The sequence below is a fragment of the Bacteroides sp. 3_1_13 genome, assembly GCF_001185845.1.
Lineage (GTDB): Bacteria > Bacteroidota > Bacteroidia > Bacteroidales > Bacteroidaceae > Bacteroides > Bacteroides xylanisolvens.
On record NZ_KQ236955.1, the window covers coordinates 1,635,702 to 1,655,911 of the forward strand.

15 protein-coding genes and 1 pseudogene are annotated in these 20,210 nt (G+C 39.2%); 12 read left to right on the top strand and 4 right to left on the bottom strand.

Annotated features, from left to right (window positions below; translation table 11 throughout):
* The first annotated feature begins 258 nt into the window (after nt 1-258).
* A complete protein-coding gene (locus HMPREF9009_RS05855) occupies nt 259-1,278 on the top strand; it encodes a DUF2059 domain-containing protein (RefSeq protein WP_049701692.1) in 1,020 nt (339 codons plus the stop codon).
* An 83-nt stretch (nt 1,279-1,361) separates the two neighbouring features.
* Nucleotides 1,362-2,555, top strand: a complete 1,194-nt coding sequence (locus HMPREF9009_RS05860) for a TlpA disulfide reductase family protein (RefSeq protein WP_008024258.1) — start codon at nt 1,362-1,364, stop codon at nt 2,553-2,555.
* A gap of 125 nt (nt 2,556-2,680) precedes the next feature.
* Here HMPREF9009_RS05860 and HMPREF9009_RS05865 read toward each other — a convergent pair whose 3' ends face one another.
* Nucleotides 2,681-3,748 (bottom strand): M20 family metallo-hydrolase, encoded by a 1,068-nt coding sequence (locus tag HMPREF9009_RS05865; RefSeq protein ID WP_008024260.1) that lies wholly within the window; start codon nt 3,746-3,748, stop codon nt 2,681-2,683.
* A 109-nt stretch (nt 3,749-3,857) separates the two neighbouring features.
* Between HMPREF9009_RS05865 and HMPREF9009_RS05870 the strand changes: the two genes are divergently transcribed.
* Nucleotides 3,858-5,672, top strand: coding sequence for an AMP-dependent synthetase/ligase (locus HMPREF9009_RS05870; RefSeq protein ID WP_008024263.1), 1,815 nt, complete (start codon nt 3,858-3,860; stop codon nt 5,670-5,672).
* A gap of 245 nt (nt 5,673-5,917) precedes the next feature.
* Here HMPREF9009_RS05870 and HMPREF9009_RS05875 read toward each other — a convergent pair.
* Nucleotides 5,918-6,244, bottom strand: a pseudogene (locus tag HMPREF9009_RS05875) (insulinase family protein); the annotation flags it as partial.
* Nucleotides 6,245-6,515: 271 nt separating this feature from the next.
* On the opposite strand from HMPREF9009_RS05875, the gene prfB reads away from it, so the two are divergent.
* The 5 genes from prfB (at nt 6,516) to HMPREF9009_RS05900 (ending at nt 11,076) form a co-directional block, all read left to right on the top strand.
* Nucleotides 6,516-7,632 (top strand): peptide chain release factor 2 gene (prfB, locus tag HMPREF9009_RS05880; RefSeq protein ID WP_117683141.1). Its coding sequence is split into 2 segments (ribosomal slippage): nt 6,516-6,578 and nt 6,580-7,632, totalling 1,116 coding nucleotides; the frame shifts between segments, so codons are not numbered across the junction.
* A gap of 84 nt (nt 7,633-7,716) precedes the next feature.
* Nucleotides 7,717-7,851: a hypothetical protein gene (locus HMPREF9009_RS26305; RefSeq protein ID WP_049701693.1), complete on the top strand. Its 135-nt coding sequence runs from the start codon at nt 7,717-7,719 to the stop codon at nt 7,849-7,851.
* Nucleotides 7,852-8,086: 235 nt separating this feature from the next.
* Entirely contained in the window at nt 8,087-9,139 is a 1,053-nt protein-coding gene (locus tag HMPREF9009_RS05890; protein WP_049701694.1) for a porin, read from the top strand.
* A 118-nt stretch (nt 9,140-9,257) separates the two neighbouring features.
* Nucleotides 9,258-9,725, top strand: a complete 468-nt coding sequence (locus HMPREF9009_RS05895; RefSeq protein ID WP_004305204.1) for a CYTH domain-containing protein — start codon at nt 9,258-9,260, stop codon at nt 9,723-9,725.
* A gap of 58 nt (nt 9,726-9,783) precedes the next feature.
* Nucleotides 9,784-11,076, top strand: coding sequence for an MgtC/SapB family protein (locus HMPREF9009_RS05900; RefSeq protein ID WP_049702270.1), 1,293 nt, complete (start codon nt 9,784-9,786; stop codon nt 11,074-11,076).
* A gap of 219 nt (nt 11,077-11,295) precedes the next feature.
* On the opposite strand, the gene HMPREF9009_RS05905 is transcribed toward HMPREF9009_RS05900, so the two are convergent.
* Together HMPREF9009_RS05905 and HMPREF9009_RS05910 are read right to left on the bottom strand one after the other, a co-directional pair.
* A complete protein-coding gene (locus tag HMPREF9009_RS05905) occupies nt 11,296-12,453 on the bottom strand; it encodes a DNA/RNA non-specific endonuclease (protein ID WP_004313869.1) in 1,158 nt (385 codons plus the stop codon).
* A complete protein-coding gene (locus HMPREF9009_RS05910) occupies nt 12,450-13,475 on the bottom strand; it encodes an endonuclease/exonuclease/phosphatase family protein (RefSeq protein ID WP_049701695.1) in 1,026 nt (341 codons plus the stop codon). The genes HMPREF9009_RS05905 and HMPREF9009_RS05910 overlap by 4 nt, the downstream gene beginning before the upstream one ends.
* A gap of 200 nt (nt 13,476-13,675) precedes the next feature.
* Between HMPREF9009_RS05910 and HMPREF9009_RS05915 the strand changes: the two genes are divergently transcribed.
* The 4 genes from HMPREF9009_RS05915 to HMPREF9009_RS05930 all read left to right on the top strand — a co-directional run bounded on the left by HMPREF9009_RS05915 (nt 13,676) and on the right by HMPREF9009_RS05930 (nt 20,165).
* Nucleotides 13,676-16,204 carry a TonB-dependent receptor gene (locus HMPREF9009_RS05915; RefSeq protein WP_049701696.1) on the top strand — a complete coding sequence of 843 codons (2,529 nt, stop codon included), beginning with the start codon at nt 13,676-13,678 and terminating at the stop codon, nt 16,202-16,204.
* A 47-nt stretch (nt 16,205-16,251) separates the two neighbouring features.
* Nucleotides 16,252-17,094, top strand: a complete 843-nt coding sequence (locus tag HMPREF9009_RS05920) for a DUF5689 domain-containing protein (RefSeq protein ID WP_004313872.1) — start codon at nt 16,252-16,254, stop codon at nt 17,092-17,094.
* 20 nt (nt 17,095-17,114) lie between these two features.
* Nucleotides 17,115-19,229, top strand: a complete 2,115-nt coding sequence (locus tag HMPREF9009_RS25895) for a choice-of-anchor J domain-containing protein (protein ID WP_178286101.1) — start codon at nt 17,115-17,117, stop codon at nt 19,227-19,229.
* 90 nt (nt 19,230-19,319) lie between these two features.
* Entirely contained in the window at nt 19,320-20,165 is an 846-nt protein-coding gene (locus HMPREF9009_RS05930; protein ID WP_049701697.1) for a DNA/RNA non-specific endonuclease, read from the top strand.
* Nucleotides 20,166-20,210 lie beyond the last annotated feature (45 nt).

Genomic DNA, 20,210 nt, shown 5'->3' on the forward strand with positions numbered 1-20,210 from the left:
ACGAAGTATGTGAGAAAAAGATAATAATATCATATCAAAAGATGAAATGAATTGTTCAAAGTCATTTTGATAAGAGAGGGGGATGAATGTTATAATTAGGGATGAATAGGGGATATTTCGTTTATCTATACATTGCAGGGCAGCCGGATAGTAGCCTCATTGATTGTACTATTCTATTAAATGATATAGATTTAATGTGTATCTTTGTAAAAAATGCAAAATAAAATATGGAATCAAAATAAATAAAATCAGATAATTATGAAAAACATTTTCCTTCCCAAAGTAATGATGTGTATGATTGCACTGTTTACTTTAACTTTACCAGCTTCTGCACAAAATACAAATGCGACAGATGAGTACAAAGAAACGTTGAAGAAAATCATGGATTTTTCTGGTACTTCGACTACTACGGATGACTTTTTCCAGAGATTATCATCTATAATGAAATTAAATGCGCCGAAAAAGGATGAGGCTTATTGGAATGAGTTCTCTAAAAACTGGAAAGAGAAAGTAGAAAATAAGGTGTTTGAAATGTATATGCCTGTTTATGAGAAGCATTTAACATTGGAAGAATTAAAAGCTGTTGCTGCATTTTATGAATCTCCCGTAGGTAAAAAATATAAAGAGGCTTCATTGATTGTTATGCGTGAGACAACGCCGTTGTTAGTGCAGCAACTCCAGACAGAGATGTTCAAAGAGATAATGCCGGAGAAAAGTGAACGAGTAAAAAGAGGTGAACAGCGGTTGAAAGAATATGAGCAAAAGAAGAAGCGTGATAAAGAATTATATGCACAAGCCTATATGCTTCCAAGCGATAGTATAGTTATAGTTCCTGAAGAAGTGTATGAGAAAGCGTATGAGAATGGGATGTCTACAAGTCCTTCTTTATATTCGATTGAAAGGAGAAAGAATGATACTAAAGTGACATTCATTCAACCTATTTATTGGGATTGGCAATGGTTGTATTATAGTCCGGGATTTAAGATTATCGATAAGAAAAGTGGCGATGAGTATAATGTGCGGGGATATGATGGTGGAGCTCCGATGGGGAGGCTATTGGCTGTCAAAGGATTTAATCATAAATATATTTATATCAGTCTTCTATTCCCGAAACTGAAGAAAAGTGTGAAAGAAATAGATATTCTTGAGTTGCCACACAAAAAAGATAAAGAACAGTTGCCTTCTAATGACGATGGAAAGTCTAAATCATATTTTAATATAAAGGTGAAGGATTATCAGGTCGTTTCCGATAAGAAAAATAAGAAGATCTATTATTAGTTCAAATGATTATTAGAATTTGAAATGATAATAGCAGGTATTGAACATGAGTGTTTACTGTTTTTGATATAAATTTATTCTATATGAGAAATCGAATTATGATTTTATGCACGTTTTGTGCTATTGCTATATTTTCTTCTGCACAAGGAAAGTTTTCGATTAAAGGCAATGCTGGTGAGAAATGGAATAATCAGTTGTTGTATTTGTGTCTGATGGATGATGGAGAGAAAGCCAAAGAAGTCGTTCTCGACAGTGCAAAAGTGAAAAAGGGAAAGTTCTCTTTTTCTGGTGTACGTCAGACACCGAATATTGCACTTATTAAGGATAGGGATGGAGAAACCTATCCGTTGATTCTCGAAAAAGGAAAGATTGTGATCAATCTTACCACGAGGACCGTAGGAGGTACGCCGCTGAATGATACTTTGGATGTGGCTTGGAAAGGAATGCAGTCGGTGATAAATAATAACAAACAAATAGTGAAAAGTAATATTTCACTTGTTATGAGCCAGAAATCCGGAGGGAGTTTTAGAGAAGCACTGAAACGGGATACTACATTTGCTGCAATATGGCGGAGAAATGTGGAGATAGATTTGGCACAGAGGGATTCGATTCGCGCTTTTGTAGAAGAACACCAAAACAGTTTGGTGGGAGTATTTCTGTTATCTTTAGAAGAGGTGTCTATGTATTACAGTCTATTAGAAGATATGATGAGCGAGGCTTCTCCTGTGTTTTCGCAGCATGTATTGGTGAAAGATAAATTAGAAAAAATGAGGCAAATGGCCCGGCGTTTTGAGGCCGAGCGTGAAAAGAAAATGACTCCGGAGGAGCGTGAAGAACAAAAGAAACGGCAGGCAATGGACGCTAAGATAAAGATTGGCGAACGTTTTCCGAACGCTAAGGTGAAAGACAATGCTGGAGAGATAAAACAGTTGTCCGACTATGTAGGTAAGGGGAAGTATGTGTTAATAGACTTTTGGGCTTCATGGTGCGGTCCGTGCCGGAATGAAATGCCCAATGTGAAAGCTGCTTATGAGAAATATGCTTCTAAGGGATTTGAGGTGATTAGCATCTCTATAGATAAGAAACAGAAACCTTGGAGGACTGCTATTGAAGAACTCGGAATGAACTGGATACAAGTATTGAATGTGGATGCTGCTGATGTATATGGTATTTATGCAATACCCAAAACTTTTCTTGTAGATCCTAAGGGCATTGTTGTTGCAAAAGATTTAAGAAGTAAGAAGCTGGAAAAGACATTGTTTAATCTGTTGGAATGATTGTTGTATTATAGTATCGTGATTTGCTAATCTGGATGAATTTGTTCGTATTGGTGGACAATTCATACTTGCTGTGACAGTTAAGTTATATCGGATTTCTTACAGCAAGTATGAATAGCTATGGCTTAAATCAGAAGCCCGTCCAATAGCTCTAAATAAAGTCCGATAGCTTCTTCTATCTCTTTCAGCATAATATATTCCTCTGCCGTGTGTGAACGTGACGAGCGTCCCGGACCAATTTTTACCGATGGGAAGGACATTAAGGCTTGGTCGGACAATGTTGGAGAACCAAAAGGAACGCGTCCTAACTTCATAGCTTTCTGTACAAATGGGTGTTTCTCGTCAATTCGTGAAGAATTGAGACGGAATGAACGAGCTTGGGCTTCACAGGAAATATGCTTTTTGATTTCAGCAAACAGTTCTTCATTTGAGTAAAGCTCGTTACTCCGGACATCGACGATGAAAGTACATTTGTCGGGAATCACATTGTGTTGTGTACCGGCATTGATAACAGTAACACTCATCTTCACGGGACCCAACAAGGGCGATTCTTTCTCAAAACGATAGTCACGGAACCAGGCAATATCATCCAATACTTTGTAAATTGCATTGTCTCCTTCGTTACGTGCTGCGTGGCCTGCTTTACCTGTTGCGGTAACATCTAGTACCATTAATCCCTTCTCGGCAATGGCGGGTTGCATCTCTGTAGGTTCACCTACTATGGCGAACGAAACAGGAGGGAGCCCTTGTAATACACTCTCAATGCCATTCTTGCCTGAAATTTCTTCTTCACAAGAGGCCAGATAAATCAGATTATATTTCTGCGAAGTACGACATAGTTGCAGGAACACCTGTAATAACGAAACAACGCTGGCACCGGCATCGTTACTTCCTAATCCATATAACTTACCGTTTTCTTCACGTGGAGTGAACGGATCTTTCCGCCAACCGTTAACAGGTTTCACTGTGTCTATGTGGGAGTTAAGTAAAATAGTCGGCTTCTTCAGATCAAACATAGGACTAAAGCACCACACATTATTTCCTTTACGTCCCGTCTGCATACCTGCCATTTCAATATAGTTTTGCAGGAAATCCGCAGCTTGGGTTTCTTCCCGGCTGATTGAAGGAATACTAATCAGTGATTTAAGCAGGCTTACAGCCTCTGTTGTCATATACGGAATATCATATTTCATAGTGCAAATCTTTTATCTATACCTTAATATTTGCACAAAGATAGTCGTTTTGAGCAATAGTTTCAAATAAAACTAATACCTTTGTACCATATTTACTAATACAAAGAGTATGACTTATCATCATTTATCTGTCCTGGTCCATCGTCAGGCCGAAAAATATGGCGACAAGGTAGCCTTAAAATACCGTGACTATGAGACAGCTCAATGGATTCCTATTTCATGGAAGCAGTTCTCCGGATCAGTACGGCAAGCAGCTAATGCTTTCGTGGCATTGGGAGTAGAAGAACAAGAGAATATCGGTATATTTTCACAAAATAAACCCGAATGGTTCTATGTCGACTTTGGCGCGTTTGCCAATCGGGCTGTTACTATTCCGTTTTATGCAACGAGTTCACCTGCGCAGGCGCAATATATCATTAATGATGCGCAGATTCGTTTCCTTTTTGTAGGCGAGCAATACCAGTATGATGCTGCTTTCAGCATCTTTGGTTTCTGCACCTCTCTGCAACAACTGATTATTTTTGACCGTTCGGTAGTGAAAGATCCCCGCGACGTATCGTCTATCTATTTTGATGAGTTTATGGCGATGGGAGAGGGATTACCTCACAATGATACGGTAGAAGAGCGTACCGAACGGGCTTCATACGATGACTTGGCAAACATTCTCTATACATCCGGCACAACGGGTGAACCGAAGGGCGTCATGCTTCATCATTCCTGTTATCTGGAACAGTTTCATACACACGATGACCGTTTGACGACCATGTCGGATAAGGATGTATCTATGAACTTCCTCCCCTTGACACACGTGTTTGAGAAAGCATGGTGTTATCTCTGTATTCATAAAGGAGTGCAGATTTGTATCAATCTTCGTCCGGCGGATATTCAGACAACGATTAAGGAAATTCGTCCGACACTGATGTGTAGTGTTCCCCGTTTCTGGGAGAAAGTATATGCAGGTGTACAGGAGAAAATTAACGAAACAACAGGGTTGAAGAAAGCACTGATGCTGGATGCTATCCGGGTAGGTAGAATCCATAATCTGGATTATCTGCGTTTGGGTAAGACTCCTCCGGTGATGAATCAACTGAAATATAAATTCTACGAAAAGACAATCTACTCTCTACTGAAAAAAACAATCGGTATTGAGAACGGTAACTTTTTCCCGACTGCCGGTGCTGCCGTCCCCGATGAAATCAATGAATTTGTCCATTCGGTAGGAATCAATATGGTGGTAGGATATGGTTTGACGGAATCGACGGCCACTGTATCTTGTACATTGCCGGTTGGCTATGATATCGGTTCAGTAGGTGTTGTACTTCCGGGAATTGAAGTGAAAATCGGTGAAGACAATGAAATTCTTCTTCGGGGCAAGACGATTACCAAAGGTTATTATAAGAAAGCAGAAGCTACGGCTGCTGCCATTGAACCGGATGGCTGGTTTCATACAGGTGATGCCGGTTACTTTAAAAATGGCCAGCTTTTCCTGACGGAACGCATTAAAGACCTATTCAAAACATCGAACGGCAAATATGTTGCTCCGCAAGCTTTGGAAACGAAATTGGTTATTGACCGTTATATTGACCAGATTGCCATTATTGCCGATCAGCGTAAGTTTGTTTCCGCTCTGATTGTTCCTGTATATGGGTTTGTGAAAGAGTATGCGGAAGAAAAAGGCATTAAATACAAAGATATGGAGGAACTGTTGAAACATCCGAAGATTGTAGGATTGTTTCGTGCACGGATTGATACACTCCAACAGCAGTTTGCACACTATGAGCAAATCAAACGTTTCACTCTGCTTCCCGAACCGTTCAGTATGGAACGTGGAGAACTGACTAATACGTTGAAATTGAAACGGTCGGTAGTTGCCAAGAATTATAGTGAGCAGATTGAAAAGATGTACGAAGAAAATGAGAAATAAGAGATGGACGGTGACGGTGAACGTTAAATATGAAACGATAAACCGTAAACGATAAGTCGCAAACAATAAAACGGTGAACAAAATCTGTGCAATTGGCAGAGTTGTTCACCGTTTATTATTTATAAGTACATCTCCCTAATTAGTTTGTATTGTTTTCATTTTTACAAATTCCTTATAAAGAAAAACTTCTTGATTTTGATAGTATAAACTTATTTAGAGGACATACTTAGTTTATTCGTTCCTTTTTAGTATCCGAAAATCTGCTCCTGCGTCGATTCTTCAATAGGACCTACAGCTTTCAGCTTATCCAGTTCCAAATCCTTCTTATCTCCCAGAATGCAATAAACATACGCGCGTCCTTTTACCCATTGCTTTTGGAAATCGGCAATGTTTTTCAGCGTCATGTTCTGTATATCATTGTAGAGCTTGATACGTGGGTCTACGTTTTGGCCTAGGTCCTGTGCATTGATATAACTCCAGATGATGTCACCTTTGATGATACGTTCGGTACGCAGGCGGTTCGTTAATCCGTCTTTAGCCAGTTTGAATGCAGCCTCCGATTCCGGCATATTCTCATTCAGTCCGGAGAGTACGACATACGTACGTTCGTTGCCTGGAGATACGTAGAAAGTACAAGCCAAGCGATAGAATTCACTTTTCAGTTCCTCCGGTGTCATGTCCGAAGTACCCAGAGATTATGTCAGGAAGAGTGACAAGCAAGAAAGTTTCAATAGTTTGTTCATAATATGACAACATTTTAATAACAAAAACAAAGGTAGCAGATTTTTGCTTATCTTTGTCCCCCGATATCTGAATTTTGTAAATAATAAAATTGTAAATCAAATGATTACTATTGAACAACTTAAAGACGTGAAAGAGCGCACTGATGCGCTGAGGAGGTATCTTTGACATCGACGGGAAGAAAATTCAAGTCGAAGAAGAGCAATTAAGAACACAAGCTCCGGGATTTTGGGATGACCAGAAGAAGGCCGAAGCTCAAATGAAATTGGTGAAAGACCTGCAAAAGTGGATTGAAGGCTACAACGAACTCAAGACATTGGCAGATGAACTTGAACTGGCATTTGATTTCTATAAAGAAGAACTGGTGACCGAGGAAGATGTGGACGCTGCTTACGCCAAAGCTAGTGAAGCGGTAGAGGCACTCGAACTCAAAAATATGCTTCGTGACGAAGCCGACCAGATGGATTGTGTGTTGAAAATCAATTCAGGTGCCGGTGGTACGGAAAGTCAGGACTGGGCTTCTATGCTGATGCGTATGTATCTGCGTTATGCCGAGACCAACGGTTATAAAGCTACCATTGCCAACCTTCAGGAAGGTGACGAAGCCGGAATCAAAACCTGTACTATCAATATTGAAGGTGATTTTGCATACGGTTATTTGAAGGGAGAGAACGGTGTGCACCGCCTGGTTCGTGTTTCTCCGTACAATGCGCAGGGTAAACGTATGACCTCTTTTGCTTCTGTGTTTGTTACTCCGTTGGTAGATGACAGTATTGAAGTTAATATTTTGCCTGCCAATATCTCTTGGGATACGTTCCGAAGCGGTGGTGCCGGTGGACAGAATGTGAATAAGGTGGAGTCCGGTGTCCGTTTGCGTTATCAGTATAAAGACCCTTATACCGGTGAGGAAGAAGAAATCCTGATCGAGAATACCGAAACCCGTGACCAACCGAAGAATCGTGAGAATGCAATGCGTCAGTTACGTTCTATCTTATATGATAAGGAATTGCAGCACCGTATGGCAGAACAGGCGAAAGTGGAAGCCGGTAAGAAGAAGATCGAGTGGGGGTCCCAGATCCGTAGCTACGTATTTGATGACCGTCGCGTGAAAGATCATCGTACCAACTATCAGACTTCGGATGTGAACGGTGTGATGGATGGCAAAATAGATGGCTTTATCAAAGCTTATCTGATGGAGTTTTCTTCACAAGAATCATAAAAAATAAAATTAGCAAGTGTTATTTTTGGAAAGTTAAAAGATTTGTACTTACTTTGTTAGCGTTGAACTTAAAAGCTAACTATTATGAGTAAGGGGAAGAAAAAAGTAGCGATTACCAAAAAAGAAGAAGAACAAGCTCAAAAGGTTGTCAAAATAGTGTTCGTCTCATTAATTATTTTGGCATTGATTATGCTGATTGCATTTTCCTTTTTCGGCTGATAAGTTCACCACAAATTACACGGTCAACCCAGACTGTTTGGCTATTAATAGAATGAATATCAAATCCAATCTGTGTTAATCTGCGTAATCTGTGGTGAACTCTTTGTTTTGTAATGCATTTGTATTCTATGTAATATGAATGTAACTTTTCTGTCATTTTCCTGTATTCGATTTGTCATCTTCGTGTATCCTCACAGTTGTACTTTTGCCGTGAATTTAGTAGCATACAACTGAAATGAGTAGAATCACAACAACCGTCGTCATGCTTTTGCTGGCGACAATGGCCTTTGGACAGGTAAAAGAAGATGCCGGGGATGGTAAGATGCTGGATAAACAGACCATGGAGTTTAAGGATTATCTGCCGGAGATTCACGGAACAATCCGGGGAAAGTACGAATACCAGACAGAAACAAGTGAAAGCCGTTTTGAAGTACGTAATGCACGCTTCAGTGTTTCGGGAAATGTGCATCCGATAGTTGCTTATAAAGCGGAAATCGACCTTTCCGATGAAGGCTCTATCAAGATGCTTGATGCGTATGCACGTGTTTTTCCGGTGAAAGACCTGAATTTTACGATTGGTCAGATGCGCGTTCCTTTCACAATAGACGCTCACCGTTCACCACATCAACAGTATTTTGCAAATCGCTCATTCATAGCTAAACAAGTAGGAAATGTGCGTGATGTCGGTTTGACGGCTGGTTATACGAATAAAGGTGGCTTCCCTTTCATCCTTGAAGGAGGATTATTCAACGGCTCCGGTTTGACCAATCAAAAGGAATGGCACAAAACGCTGAATTATTCCATAAAAGCACAGCTATTACCTAATAAGAACTGGAATCTGACACTCAGCACCCAAATGATAAAACCGGAAAATGTGCGGATTAATATGTACGATGCCGGTATCTATTATCAGAATGACCGTTTTCATATTGAGGCGGAATATTTATATAAAATGTACGGTCACGAAGTATTTAAAGATGTTCATGCAGTGAATAGTTTTATTAATTACGATTTACCATTAAAGAAAGTATTCAATAAAATCTCCTTTCTGGCTCGCTATGATATGATGACCGATCATAGTGATGGCAAGATGGATGAAACGACAAAAGCTCTGATTATAAATGATTATGCCCGACATCGTGTGACAGGCGGAATCACACTAAGTCTTTCCAAAGCTTTCATTGCTGACCTCCGACTGAACTTCGAGAAATATTTCTATAAGAACTCCGGTGTTCCAAAAGAATCGGAACGGGACAAAATCGTGATTGAGTTTATGACGAGATTCTGAAATAAATTGAGACTTGAAAATTGAGAATTAAGAATTGTAGTTTTCTGATACATGATGTGAGGTATCAAACTATCATTTTTTAATTCTCAATTTTCAATTTTTAATTTATCTTTGTGCCATGGCACAGGAAATAGAACGTAAATTTTTAGTTATCGGTGAATTCAAGTCTTCGGCTTTTGCGCAGAGTCATATTGTGCAGGGGTATATCAGTAGTGCTCGCGGGCGTACTGTCCGGGTTCGTATTCGGGATGAAAAAGGTTATCTGACAATAAAGGGAGCTTCTAATGCTTCCGGTACCAGTCGTTATGAATGGGAAAAGGAGCTGGCCTTATCAGAAGCAGAAGAATTGATGAGGCTTTGCGAACCGGGGATTATTGACAAGACCCGTTATTTGGTACGTAGTGGCAAACATGTATTTGAAGTCGACGAGTTTTATGGTGAGAATGAAGGACTTATTGTGGCAGAAGTAGAGTTGGAATCGGAAGATGAGGCTTTTGTAAAACCCGACTTTATTGGTGAGGAGGTAACGGGCGACATACGCTACTATAATTCACAGCTAATGAAAAAACCGTATAAAACGTGGTGAGCGTTAACAAATAAACCGTATATTTGTTCTTATATAAAAAAGAGAGCAGTGTATGGATATGGAACAGTTGTACAGCTATGTGCCGCGTGAATTGGTTACTTTTGTTTTAGTAACCTTGTTTTCTTTATTAATTGGACTTTCGCAACGTCGAATCAGTCTGAAGCGTGAGGGGGAGACTACTCTTTTCGGAACTGACCGCACCTTTACCTTTATTGGTATACTGGGTTACTTGCTTTATATCTTAGACCCTACGGATATGCGTCTGTTTATGGGAGGTGGAGCGGTATTGGGATTGCTGTTGGGATTAAACTATTATGTAAAGCAATCACAATTTCATGTTTTTGGTGTAACTACCATCATTATTGCCCTGATTACTTATTGTATGGCTCCTATCGTAGCTACCCAACCTTCTTGGTTTTATGTCATGGTAGTTGTGACTGTGCTCCTGCTGACTGAACTCAAACATACTTTTACGGAGTTTGCGCAACGGATGAAGAATGATGAAATGATTACGTTAGCCAAGTTCTTGGCTATCAGTGGTATTATATTACCGATGCTTCCGCATAAGAATCTGATTCCGGATATTAATCTTACTCCTTATTCTATTTGGTTGGCAACGGTAGTAGTATCCGGCATTTCCTATCTCTCTTATCTATTAAAAAGGTATGTATTCCATGAATCCGGAACGTTAGTTTCCGGTATTATTGGTGGATTATACAGCAGTACGGCTACGATCTCGGTACTTGCCCGTAAAAGCCGAAAGGCCTCTGAACAGGAAGCTACTGATTATGTTGCTGCCATGCTGTTGGCTGTCAGCATGATGTTTCTACGATTTATGATACTGATACTTATTTTCAGTAGAGAAATCTTTCTGTCTATTTATCCATATCTATTGATTATGGCTGTAGTCGCAGCTATTGTTGCCTGGTTTATCCATTCCCGGCAAAAACGGCCGGAAGACCAGCCTGCTGAAACAGAAGAGGATGATAGTAGCAACCCGTTGGAATTTAAAGTTGCTTTGATTTTTGCCGTACTCTTTGTGATATTTACTTTCTTAACTCACTATACGTTAGTGTATGCGGGCACAGGCGGATTAAATCTCTTGTCTTTTGTTTCCGGTTTTAGTGATATAACTCCTTTTATATTAAACTTGTTGCAAAATACAGGCAGTGTGGCTGCATTGATAATTACTGCTTGTAGTATGCAGGCTATTATTAGTAATATAATGGTAAATATGTTCTATGCTCTATTCTTTGCAGGGAAGGGGAGTAAACTTCGTCCTTGGATTTTGGGAGGATTCGGTGTGGTAATTGCTTGTAATCTTGTTTTGTTGCTGTTCTTTTATATTTAAGAAAAGGGAGCAATTGATCGTTTTTCATTGGTCTTAGTTCTAGTAATCTTCTATTTTGTCGAATATAATCGATAAAATAGAGGTGTTTTTATCGACTATACTCGATAAAGTGAAATGGATAAAAAATGAAGAGTAAATTTCATTAAAAAGGAACTTACTCTTCATTTAAATTCAAGGTTGAGATATTTGTTGAATACCTTTAAGTAGTGGTATGACTTGTTACCATTTCCAGTTGTCTTTACTCTTTTCTACGTCTTTTTCTATATCGGAAGGAAGATTAGGGAAAAAATCAATATCCGTATTAGCTTCTAACTCGTCTATAGTAACCTCATATTTAGAAAAGGGTTCTTTACTATTATAAGATTTATGCTCAAACCAATACCCTATGGCAGAATATTTTCCATCTTTAAGGGATAACAGTGCCATAAAATAGTATTTGGGAACGGCTATATTATGAGAGCCATCAGATATATATTTTAGTATCTGGTCATCCCTAATTGTTCCCCCTTTTACTACATATAATGTATCTTTTGAATTAGTAATGCTATAGCCTTTACTTTGAACTTGTCTTTCTAAATTTAGCCAAATACCTCCGTTGAATCCATCTTGAATTTGTGGACTCATATTTGACATGTAGAATGTTTTTTTGTTGGCTGCTACTGAATATTGTCTGTCTTCGGAAGCTATTAAATGTCCTCTACTGTAGTTAGAACCAGAAAAAGCTTTTTCTCCAAGTCTGTATGCTGGAGGTAATGAAAGATCTTCTGTAAAGTTCTCATTTCTTCCTGCATCTTGGTCAGAAGTGGCGGTGCTAAAAGTGCATGCGACCCAACGAGAATGCATTTTGTTACAATCATACTCATAGCTATAAGTAATAATCTCTTTGTTATTCTCTTTAGTAGTGTGTGTGATGAACTTATACATATCTCCAGAACGCAAAGCTGGAATTTCAATCCTCCCTGCATATCCTGAAGGCTTTTCCGGGTCTGGATCAGGATCTGGATTTGAGCCATTGCCTGCTAATTGTTTGAGTGTAAACTCTGCTTTTTCTTTCCCTGCTATGATTGTAATAATGACACTTCGTTCAGCTCCGGTATTTGCTTTCATATATCCACTGATAGAGCCATTTCCATTGCCAGATGCTCTACTCAATGTACACCAAGTCTCACTGCTTGAAGCCTGCCATGTGCCATCAGCTTTTACACGGATGATAAATCCGCCTCCATTTGCATTGATTTGCGTTTGGTCAATAGAGGCAATTCCTTGATTGGTATTGCCCGGATTGTCCGGAAGTTCAGGCGAATCCTGCTCACTACATGAGATTGCAGTGCTACAGGCTATGAACAGGATGAATAGTTTAAATAATGCTTTTGTCATTTCACTTCTTTAATTAGATAAATAATAGTAGGCAAGTGATCGCTATACCCATTTAGCCATACACCACCTGCTTGCGTCCGTTTAGGATAACCTTTGTATTTCCCTTCTTTTTGGAACATAAAATCACGGCGGAAGATTTCATGTTTATAGAATTTCAGTGTACTGCGATCAGTGCCCAATAAATTCCCGGTGAATACGATTTGATCGAACAAATTCCATTTGCCTTTGTACATCAGAGTTCCGTATCCTTTTTTCAAAGTATCCCACCAAGGATTGTACAAATCTGTAGGTCCTACATCAGCAGGCTTACGTTTAGCTCCAAGTGCTACGGCCATACTTTTATCCATCGGGTCGTCATTCATATCCCCCATGATAACAATTTTGGCTGCGGAGTCTTCCCTTAACAGTGAGTCTTTGATCGCTCTAACCTGCTCCCCTGCGCGTTCACGCGCCGGAGAAGTAGCTGCTCTCGAAGGCCAGTGATTGACGATAAAGTGCATTTTCTCACCTGCGATATTACCGCTGGCAATCAGGAAACCACGTGTCTTATGCACCGTATCATTGATATATACATAAGGTACGAGTTTACTATTTGTCAGTTCAAACAATTTGGGATTATAGAAGAAAGCACAGTCCACACCACGTTGGTCTGCTCCTTCGTAGTGAACATATTGGTACCCTCTGTCCGCTAAAGCAGGTTGTTTCAGTATGTCCTCCAATACTCTGTAATTTTCGATTTCAGAAACGCCGATAATGGCGGGACCCATTGGTAACTTGTCGGTACTTAACATACTTAATATTTCCGACATGTTTTTCAGCTTAGCCTTATACTTCATCGTATTCCACTGATTAGTACCGTTAGGAAGATACTCGTAGTCATTCTTACCTTCATCATGAATGGTGTCAAACAAATTCTCCATATTGTAGAACGCTACACTGTAGAGGGCAAATTTCTTTTCTTGTCCGTAGGCCATGAGGACAAAAAGAGCGAGTACACCTAAAGTCATTAAGCTTTTTTTCATCTTTAAAATTGATTTTAAAAGTGGGTAATTTGTCATTTGTATGACAAATATCTAAAAAGAAAACGGAAAAACCACCCTTGCTAGTTACTTTTTTTGCAAAAAACATTGTTATATATAAAATTCTTTGTTATTTTGCGTAACAACATATTTCTTTTATGTTGCAAAATGAAAGACCAATTAACATTAATATAAATTAAATTATGAAACAACGACTAGGGTTAGCGATCGTGCTATTTTGCTTAATGCCAGCACTTTTTGCGCAGCAAAAGGCAAAGCAAAACGCCCGTGAGGACAATGCTTCTTTCATGTTTACAGAATCACAATTGAATGAGGATGATGATGCAGCACAGAGCACATCTGCATTGGTCACTTCTAACAATGATGTTTATCTGTCAAATGTAGGTTATCTGTTTAGCCCAATGAGATTTCGTGTAAGGGGATATGATTCCCAGTACAGTGACATGTATATCAATGGGGTACAGTTTAATGATGCAGAAACAGGACGTTTCAGCTACGGATTAATAGGAGGATTGAACGATGCTACCCGTAATAAGGAAGGGATCGGTCCTTTTGAATTTAACAACTTTACTTTTGGTGCGATAGGAGGTGCCACCAATATCAATTTACGTGCCAGCCAATATGCGGCTGGCTCAAAACTAACACTGTCAGGTAGTAACCGCAACTACATTTTGCGTGGAATGTATACTTATTCTACAGGTCTGATGAACAATGGTTGGGCATTTACCGGATCATTAGGTTATCGCTGGGGTAATGAGGGAAATATTGAAGGAATCAAATATAATTCTTTTTCTTACTTCCTCGGTGCGGAGAAAGTATTCAACGAACGCCATAGTCTCTCTTTGGCAACTTGGGGAACACCGACAGAGAGAGGACAGCAAATGGCGGCAACCGAAGAAGCTTATTATTTAGCGAACAGTCATTATTATAATCCGAACTGGGGATATCAGAATGGAGAAAAACGAAATGCACGTATTGTACGTCAGTTCGAACCATCGGCTATTGCTTCATGGAATTTCACCATTGATGATAATAAGAAATTAGTGACAAGTGCCGGATTCAAATATTCTAACTATGGGAAAAGTGCTCTAGGCTGGAATGGTAATGCGGCCGATCCACGCCCGGATTATTATAAAAAGTTGCCTAGCTCAATCTTTGATGTATGGGAATCTGTTCCTACTGCCGATGAATTGCAGCAGTTTAATGAAGTTACAGATAATTGGAAAAATAATAAAGCTTATCGTCAGTTAGATTGGGATGCTCTTTATTTTGCCAATAAACAGGCGAATGCATTAGGTAAAGAGACACTTTATTATGTAGAAGAACGTCATGATGATCAGTTGGCTTTCAACTTTAGTTCGGTATTCAATCATCAATGGAATGAACACAACAGCTACATTGCGGGAGTTGCCGTGAATACAACCAAAGGTATGCATTATAAAAAAATGAAGGATTTGCTGGGCGGACAGCTTTATACTGACGTCGACAAATTTGCAGTGCGCGATCATGGAGCTAGTTCCAGTATGGTGCAAAATGATCTTAATAATCCTAACCGCCGTATTGGTGAAGGTGATAAATTTGGTTATGATTATAACATCTATGTGAATAAGCAGAGTGCATGGGTGCGTTATCAGGGTAACAATGGCGGGTCATTAAACTATTTTGCTTCCGGTAAGATAGGATCTACACAGATGTTCCGCGATGGATTGATGAGAAACGGACGTGCTCCGTTGAAATCACTTGGTAGCAGCGGTACGGCTAAATTCCTTGAAGGAGGTATAAAAGCCGGTTTGAATTGGGCTATCAATGGTAACCATTCTTTCACGTTGAATGCCGGATATGAAGAACGTGCACCGTTGGCCTATAACTCTTTTATTGCTCCACGTATTAAGAATGACTTTGTGAGAGACTTGAAAACAGAGCGCATCATTGGTGGTGATTTGACTTATAACTTCAACACTCCATGGGTGATGGGACGTTTGACTGGTTATTACACTCGCTTCCAGAATCAGGTAGAAATGGATGCTTTTTATAATGATAGCGAAGCACGTTTCACTTATCTTTCTATGAATGGCATTGAAAAGGAACATTGGGGAATAGAAGCAGCGGCTACCTTTAAGTTGACAAGTGAACTTTCATTGACGGCTATCGGTACTTGGAGTGAAGCTAAATACACCAATAATCCGGATGCTGTATTGACATATGAAAGTGAGAATGAGTCAAACCTCGATCGTGTTTATGCTAAAGGTATGCGTGCTAATGGTACTCCGCTTTCTGCTTATAGCCTTGCTTTGGATTATAACGTAAAAGGTTGGTTCTTCAATTTGACCGGAAACTATTATGATCGTGTATATATCGATTTCTCAAGCTATCGTCGTCTTGGCAGCGTATTGGATAAAAATGGTGCCGGCGTAGATGCTAATGGAAATCCGGTTCTCCATGTACCGGGTCAGGAGAAACTGGATGGTGGATTTATGTTGGATGCTTCCATCGGAAAATACATTCGTTTACGCAATGGAAAGAGCATTAGCCTTAATTTGAGTTTGACTAATATCTTGAACAATACAGATTTGCGTACAGGTGGTTTCGAACAGAACCGTGATGATAATTACAAAGACGGTGACGCACGTGTTTACAAGTTTTCTAAGAACTCTAAGTATTTCTACGCATTCCCGTTCAACGCTTTCTTGAACATTGGTTATAGATTTTAAGAATGTGTAGTTATCAATCCAAAACAATAAGAAAGGAAGAAACAATTATGAAGAAATTACTATCTATATTATGTACCGGATTGCTGCTATGTGGCGCAGGTCTCACTTCCTGTGAGAACTATGATGATCCGGTGACGGGAAATGCTTATGGCAATAATTCAATCCCGGAAGGACGCACCATTTCAATAGCTGCGCTGAAAGAGAAATACAATGATTTCATTGATACAAGTAAAGATACCTATACCACTATCGAAGGTGAAACGCGCATTGAAGGAGTGATTACCTGCGATGACGAAAGTGGGAACTTATATAAGAAGCTGGTGGTAGCAGATGAGACAGGTGCTATCGTTATTGGTGTTAATGCAACCGGATTGTATGCATTCTGCCCGGTAGGACAGAAAGTGGTAATCGACTGTAAGGGTTTGCAGATAGGTAGCTATCGTAAACAGGCACAGATCGGAACAGTATATAATAATTCTGTAGGCCGTATGCCGGAATATGTATGGAAACAACATGTACGTCTGATTAATGAACCTAAATTATACTATCCAGAACTGACACCGATTGAAATTACTACTCCAGCTGATCTTGCTGCTATAGACTTGAAAGAAGCTCCGGTACTGGTTACTTTCAAAGATATAAAACTTTCCGAAGCAGATGGAACAGCGACTTATGCTCCAGGAGATGAAGGTTCAGTAAAACGTTATTTCACTTATGCTGACGGTACGCAGAGTGGAAGTAATCTATTCCTTTATACCAGTGCTTATGCAAACTTCTCAATGGAAGTAATGCCGCAAGGTAGTGTAAATATTACAGGTATTTTGTTGCGTTACAATAACCAGTGGGAGGTTGTTGTTCGTACTTTAAGCGATATCAAACGAAATAATTAATTCAATTAACACATATAATTATGAAAAAGATTCTAAATGCTTTATTCTTGACACTGCTTGCGGTGTTCACATTTAGTTCATGTAGTGATGTACCGGCTCCTTATGATATATTGGGAGAAGGTGATGTTCCGGGATTGACGGGTGATGGTACGAAAGAGAATCCATATAATATAGAGGCTGCACAACAGAAACAAGATGGTTCTATAGCTTGGGTGCAGGGATACATTGTGGGTGCTATAGAAAATGTATATGATGATAAAGGAGAATTTGCAGGCAATAAGGCTAGTTTTACAGCTCCTTTTACTATAACATCTAATGTGCTGATAGCTGAAAGTCCTGATGAAACTAATGAAAGCAAATGCTTGCCGGTAAAAATAAAGAATGGAAGTGAACTGTCTACTGCTTTAAACTTGAAAGACCATCCTGAAAATAAAGGAGGAGTCTTATTGATTCAAGGTGAGTTAAGTGCTGGTTTTGGAAAAGCAGCATTAATAAATACAACAGCTGCAGTATTTAATAATAAAGAGATTGGCGAAGAACAAGGTGGAGAAGACCTAGATCCTGATAATCCTCTGGGATTAGACACATCAGTAGCTCCATTAGTAGATTTATCTAATAATTTTGATGATGTTCAACATCAGGCAGATTATTCAAAAGCTGGTTGGATTAATAAGGCTGTTAAAGGAAATAGAATTTGGCAAGGTGCTATTTATGATCCTCAAAAATATTTGGCAGCTTCAACTTATGGAGTAAATAGTGGTGAGACAGCAGAATATTGGTTTGTGACTCCTTATTTTACAGTTAATGCAGATAAGCAATTTACTTTTAAAGCTACTGTAAATAAGTATTCTGAAACAATGTCTCTGAAGGTATTCTTCTTGCAGATGAAAGATGGTAAAATGGAACGCCATGAAATATCTGTTACTGGTATCCCTACTTCTGGTACATATCAATGGACAAGTGATTTAAAGGTAGATTTAAGTACTTATGCGGGGCAGAATGGTTTTGTTGGCTTCCAATATGTTGCATTGCGTGGGGCAGAAGTACAAACTTATGGGATTGATGATATTGTATATGGTGAAGGCGGTGGAACAGAAACTCCGGGTGGTGATGACCCATTCGGATTGGATGATTCTAACCCTAAAACAACTTTTGAAGCAGACTTTGAAGATATCACAGAACAGAATAAAAACTACACTTTAGAAGGATGGACAAATAAAGCTATTCAAGCAGCTAATCTTTGGCAAACTGCAACTTACAGTAGTGATAAATATATTAAAGCAACTCCTTATAATATAGCTGCTGATGCAACAATGGAGGCATGGTTTATTACTCCCGCCTTTATTGTTAATTCGGCTAATAAATTCACATTTGACTGTGCGGGAGCAAATTGGAAAGATGATATGGTATTGAAGGTCTTCTTCTTACAAAAAAGTGCTGATGGAACAGTTGTTAAGAATGAAGTTGTAGCTAACCAAATTCCTACTTCTGGAACTAATTTTGAATGGGTGAGAGGTATCAATATCGATTTGAGTGATTATAATGATAAAATAGGATTTGTTGGATTCCAATATACTGTTGTAAGTACAGGCGTGAATAAGAGTTTACCTACATATCAGATTGATAACGTGAAATATGTAACAGGTGAAAGTGGCGGAACTGATCCGGAACAGCCAGGTGATAAGGTCTATACCAGCAGTATAACATTGCCGGAAGGTACAGATCCTGATGCTAATAAAGCATCTGGAGGAAAAGTTGTAATTGGAGGCCAGAAATATTCAATTTTGAAATTAGGAACAAGCAAAGCTTTTGGTTCTTGGAACTCTCCAATGTTGCAAGCAGGTGCAAGTAAATTGTCTTTCTTTGCAGTTGGTTGGACTGGTAAAACTGGTCAATTGACAGTCGTAATAGAAAATGGTGGTACATTTGAAGGAGGTGCAACAAGCAAAGTGATTGCTTTAGATGGAAAAACGGCTGGTGCTGCAGATAATCCTCCATTTACAATTGCTCCGGCAGATACAGACTTCTATCAGTATGCAATGAGCGGAGTTACAGCTGCGACTACAATTAAGTTCACTACTGAAGGGGCAACTAGTGATAAAAGAGCTATAATTTTTGGTATTAATATCAAGTGATATAAACTATCTATATGACTGCAAGAGAGGTTGTCATAAACAGCAACCTCTCTTGTTCTTTTTATGTGAAATGAAGAAATGGCTGATCGAATGAAGTGTAATATTATAGTATTAAGTTTATTATGTATAAATTTCTGTGCTTGTGATAAAGACGAGAACAACAACTCTAATAATTTTGCCACTGGCATCGTAGAACTACCTGCACTTCGCAATGGTGCAAACGATGTGTTTGTAACACACTGCACCACTTTCAATGGGCAGAAAGTAACCTCTTTCAGTATGGAATACGATAAGAGTAAGAAGCATTCCCGTTGGGTTGCTTTTCGATTCGATAATCAAACTAGACTGCAAGGGGCAACTCGTGGCGATAATTTTATTCCGGACCCTTCTCTTGATATGGAATATCAGCGTACTCAAACAGATTTTGGGAGAAAAGGTTATGATAGAGGGCACCTCTGTGCTTCCGCTGATCGACTTTATAAACAAGATGCTAACGACCAGACCTTTTATTATACAAATATGAGCCCACAACGGAACAATTTTAATACAGGTGTTTGGTTAGCATTGGAGGGACAGGTGCAATCATGGGGGCGTAGCTGTACAGCTTCAGATACCTTGTATGTAGTAAAAGGCGGAACGATTGATAAGGAAGAACAAGTCAAAGAATATATAGGTGGCGACCGTAGCAAGCCTGTTCCTAAATATTATTATATGGCTTTGTTGTTTAAAAAGGGAGATTCTTTCAAAGCTATTGCCTTCTGGATGGAACATACAGACAATAAACCTGCAAAAACAATAAAACTTGTTGACTATGCATTATCAATAGACGAACTGGAAGAAAAGACAGGAATCGATTTCTTCCCGAGTCTGAATGATAATTTAGAAAATGCGCTTGAGGCTACGTATTCAACAAAAGCGTGGCCGGGATTGGAATAAGATCACCACGTTAATAATAACAGTCTCTTTTCAAGGCGGGGTATA

Excerpts from the sequence above, each read along its gene's own strand:
- HMPREF9009_RS25895 (WP_178286101.1), top strand. The coding sequence starts at position 17,115 with ATGAAAAAGATTCTAAATGCTTTATTCTTGACACTGCTTGCGGTGTTC.
- HMPREF9009_RS05860 (WP_008024258.1), top strand. The coding sequence starts at position 1,362 with ATGAGAAATCGAATTATGATTTTATGCACGTTTTGTGCTATTGCTATA.
- HMPREF9009_RS26305 (WP_049701693.1), top strand. The coding sequence starts at position 7,717 with ATGAGTAAGGGGAAGAAAAAAGTAGCGATTACCAAAAAAGAAGAAGAA.
- HMPREF9009_RS05855 (WP_049701692.1), top strand. The coding sequence starts at position 259 with ATGAAAAACATTTTCCTTCCCAAAGTAATGATGTGTATGATTGCACTG.
- HMPREF9009_RS05890 (WP_049701694.1), top strand. The coding sequence starts at position 8,087 with ATGAGTAGAATCACAACAACCGTCGTCATGCTTTTGCTGGCGACAATG.
- HMPREF9009_RS05905 (WP_004313869.1), bottom strand. The coding sequence starts at position 12,453 with ATGACAAAAGCATTATTTAAACTATTCATCCTGTTCATAGCCTGTAGC.
- HMPREF9009_RS05895 (WP_004305204.1), top strand. The coding sequence starts at position 9,258 with ATGGCACAGGAAATAGAACGTAAATTTTTAGTTATCGGTGAATTCAAG.
- HMPREF9009_RS05865 (WP_008024260.1), bottom strand. The coding sequence starts at position 3,748 with ATGAAATATGATATTCCGTATATGACAACAGAGGCTGTAAGCCTGCTT.
- HMPREF9009_RS05910 (WP_049701695.1), bottom strand. The coding sequence starts at position 13,475 with ATGAAAAAAAGCTTAATGACTTTAGGTGTACTCGCTCTTTTTGTCCTC.
- HMPREF9009_RS05920 (WP_004313872.1), top strand. The coding sequence starts at position 16,252 with ATGAAGAAATTACTATCTATATTATGTACCGGATTGCTGCTATGTGGC.
- HMPREF9009_RS05915 (WP_049701696.1), top strand. The coding sequence starts at position 13,676 with ATGAAACAACGACTAGGGTTAGCGATCGTGCTATTTTGCTTAATGCCA.
- HMPREF9009_RS05930 (WP_049701697.1), top strand. The coding sequence starts at position 19,320 with ATGAAGTGTAATATTATAGTATTAAGTTTATTATGTATAAATTTCTGT.
- HMPREF9009_RS05900 (WP_049702270.1), top strand. The coding sequence starts at position 9,784 with ATGGAACAGTTGTACAGCTATGTGCCGCGTGAATTGGTTACTTTTGTT.
- HMPREF9009_RS05870 (WP_008024263.1), top strand. The coding sequence starts at position 3,858 with ATGACTTATCATCATTTATCTGTCCTGGTCCATCGTCAGGCCGAAAAA.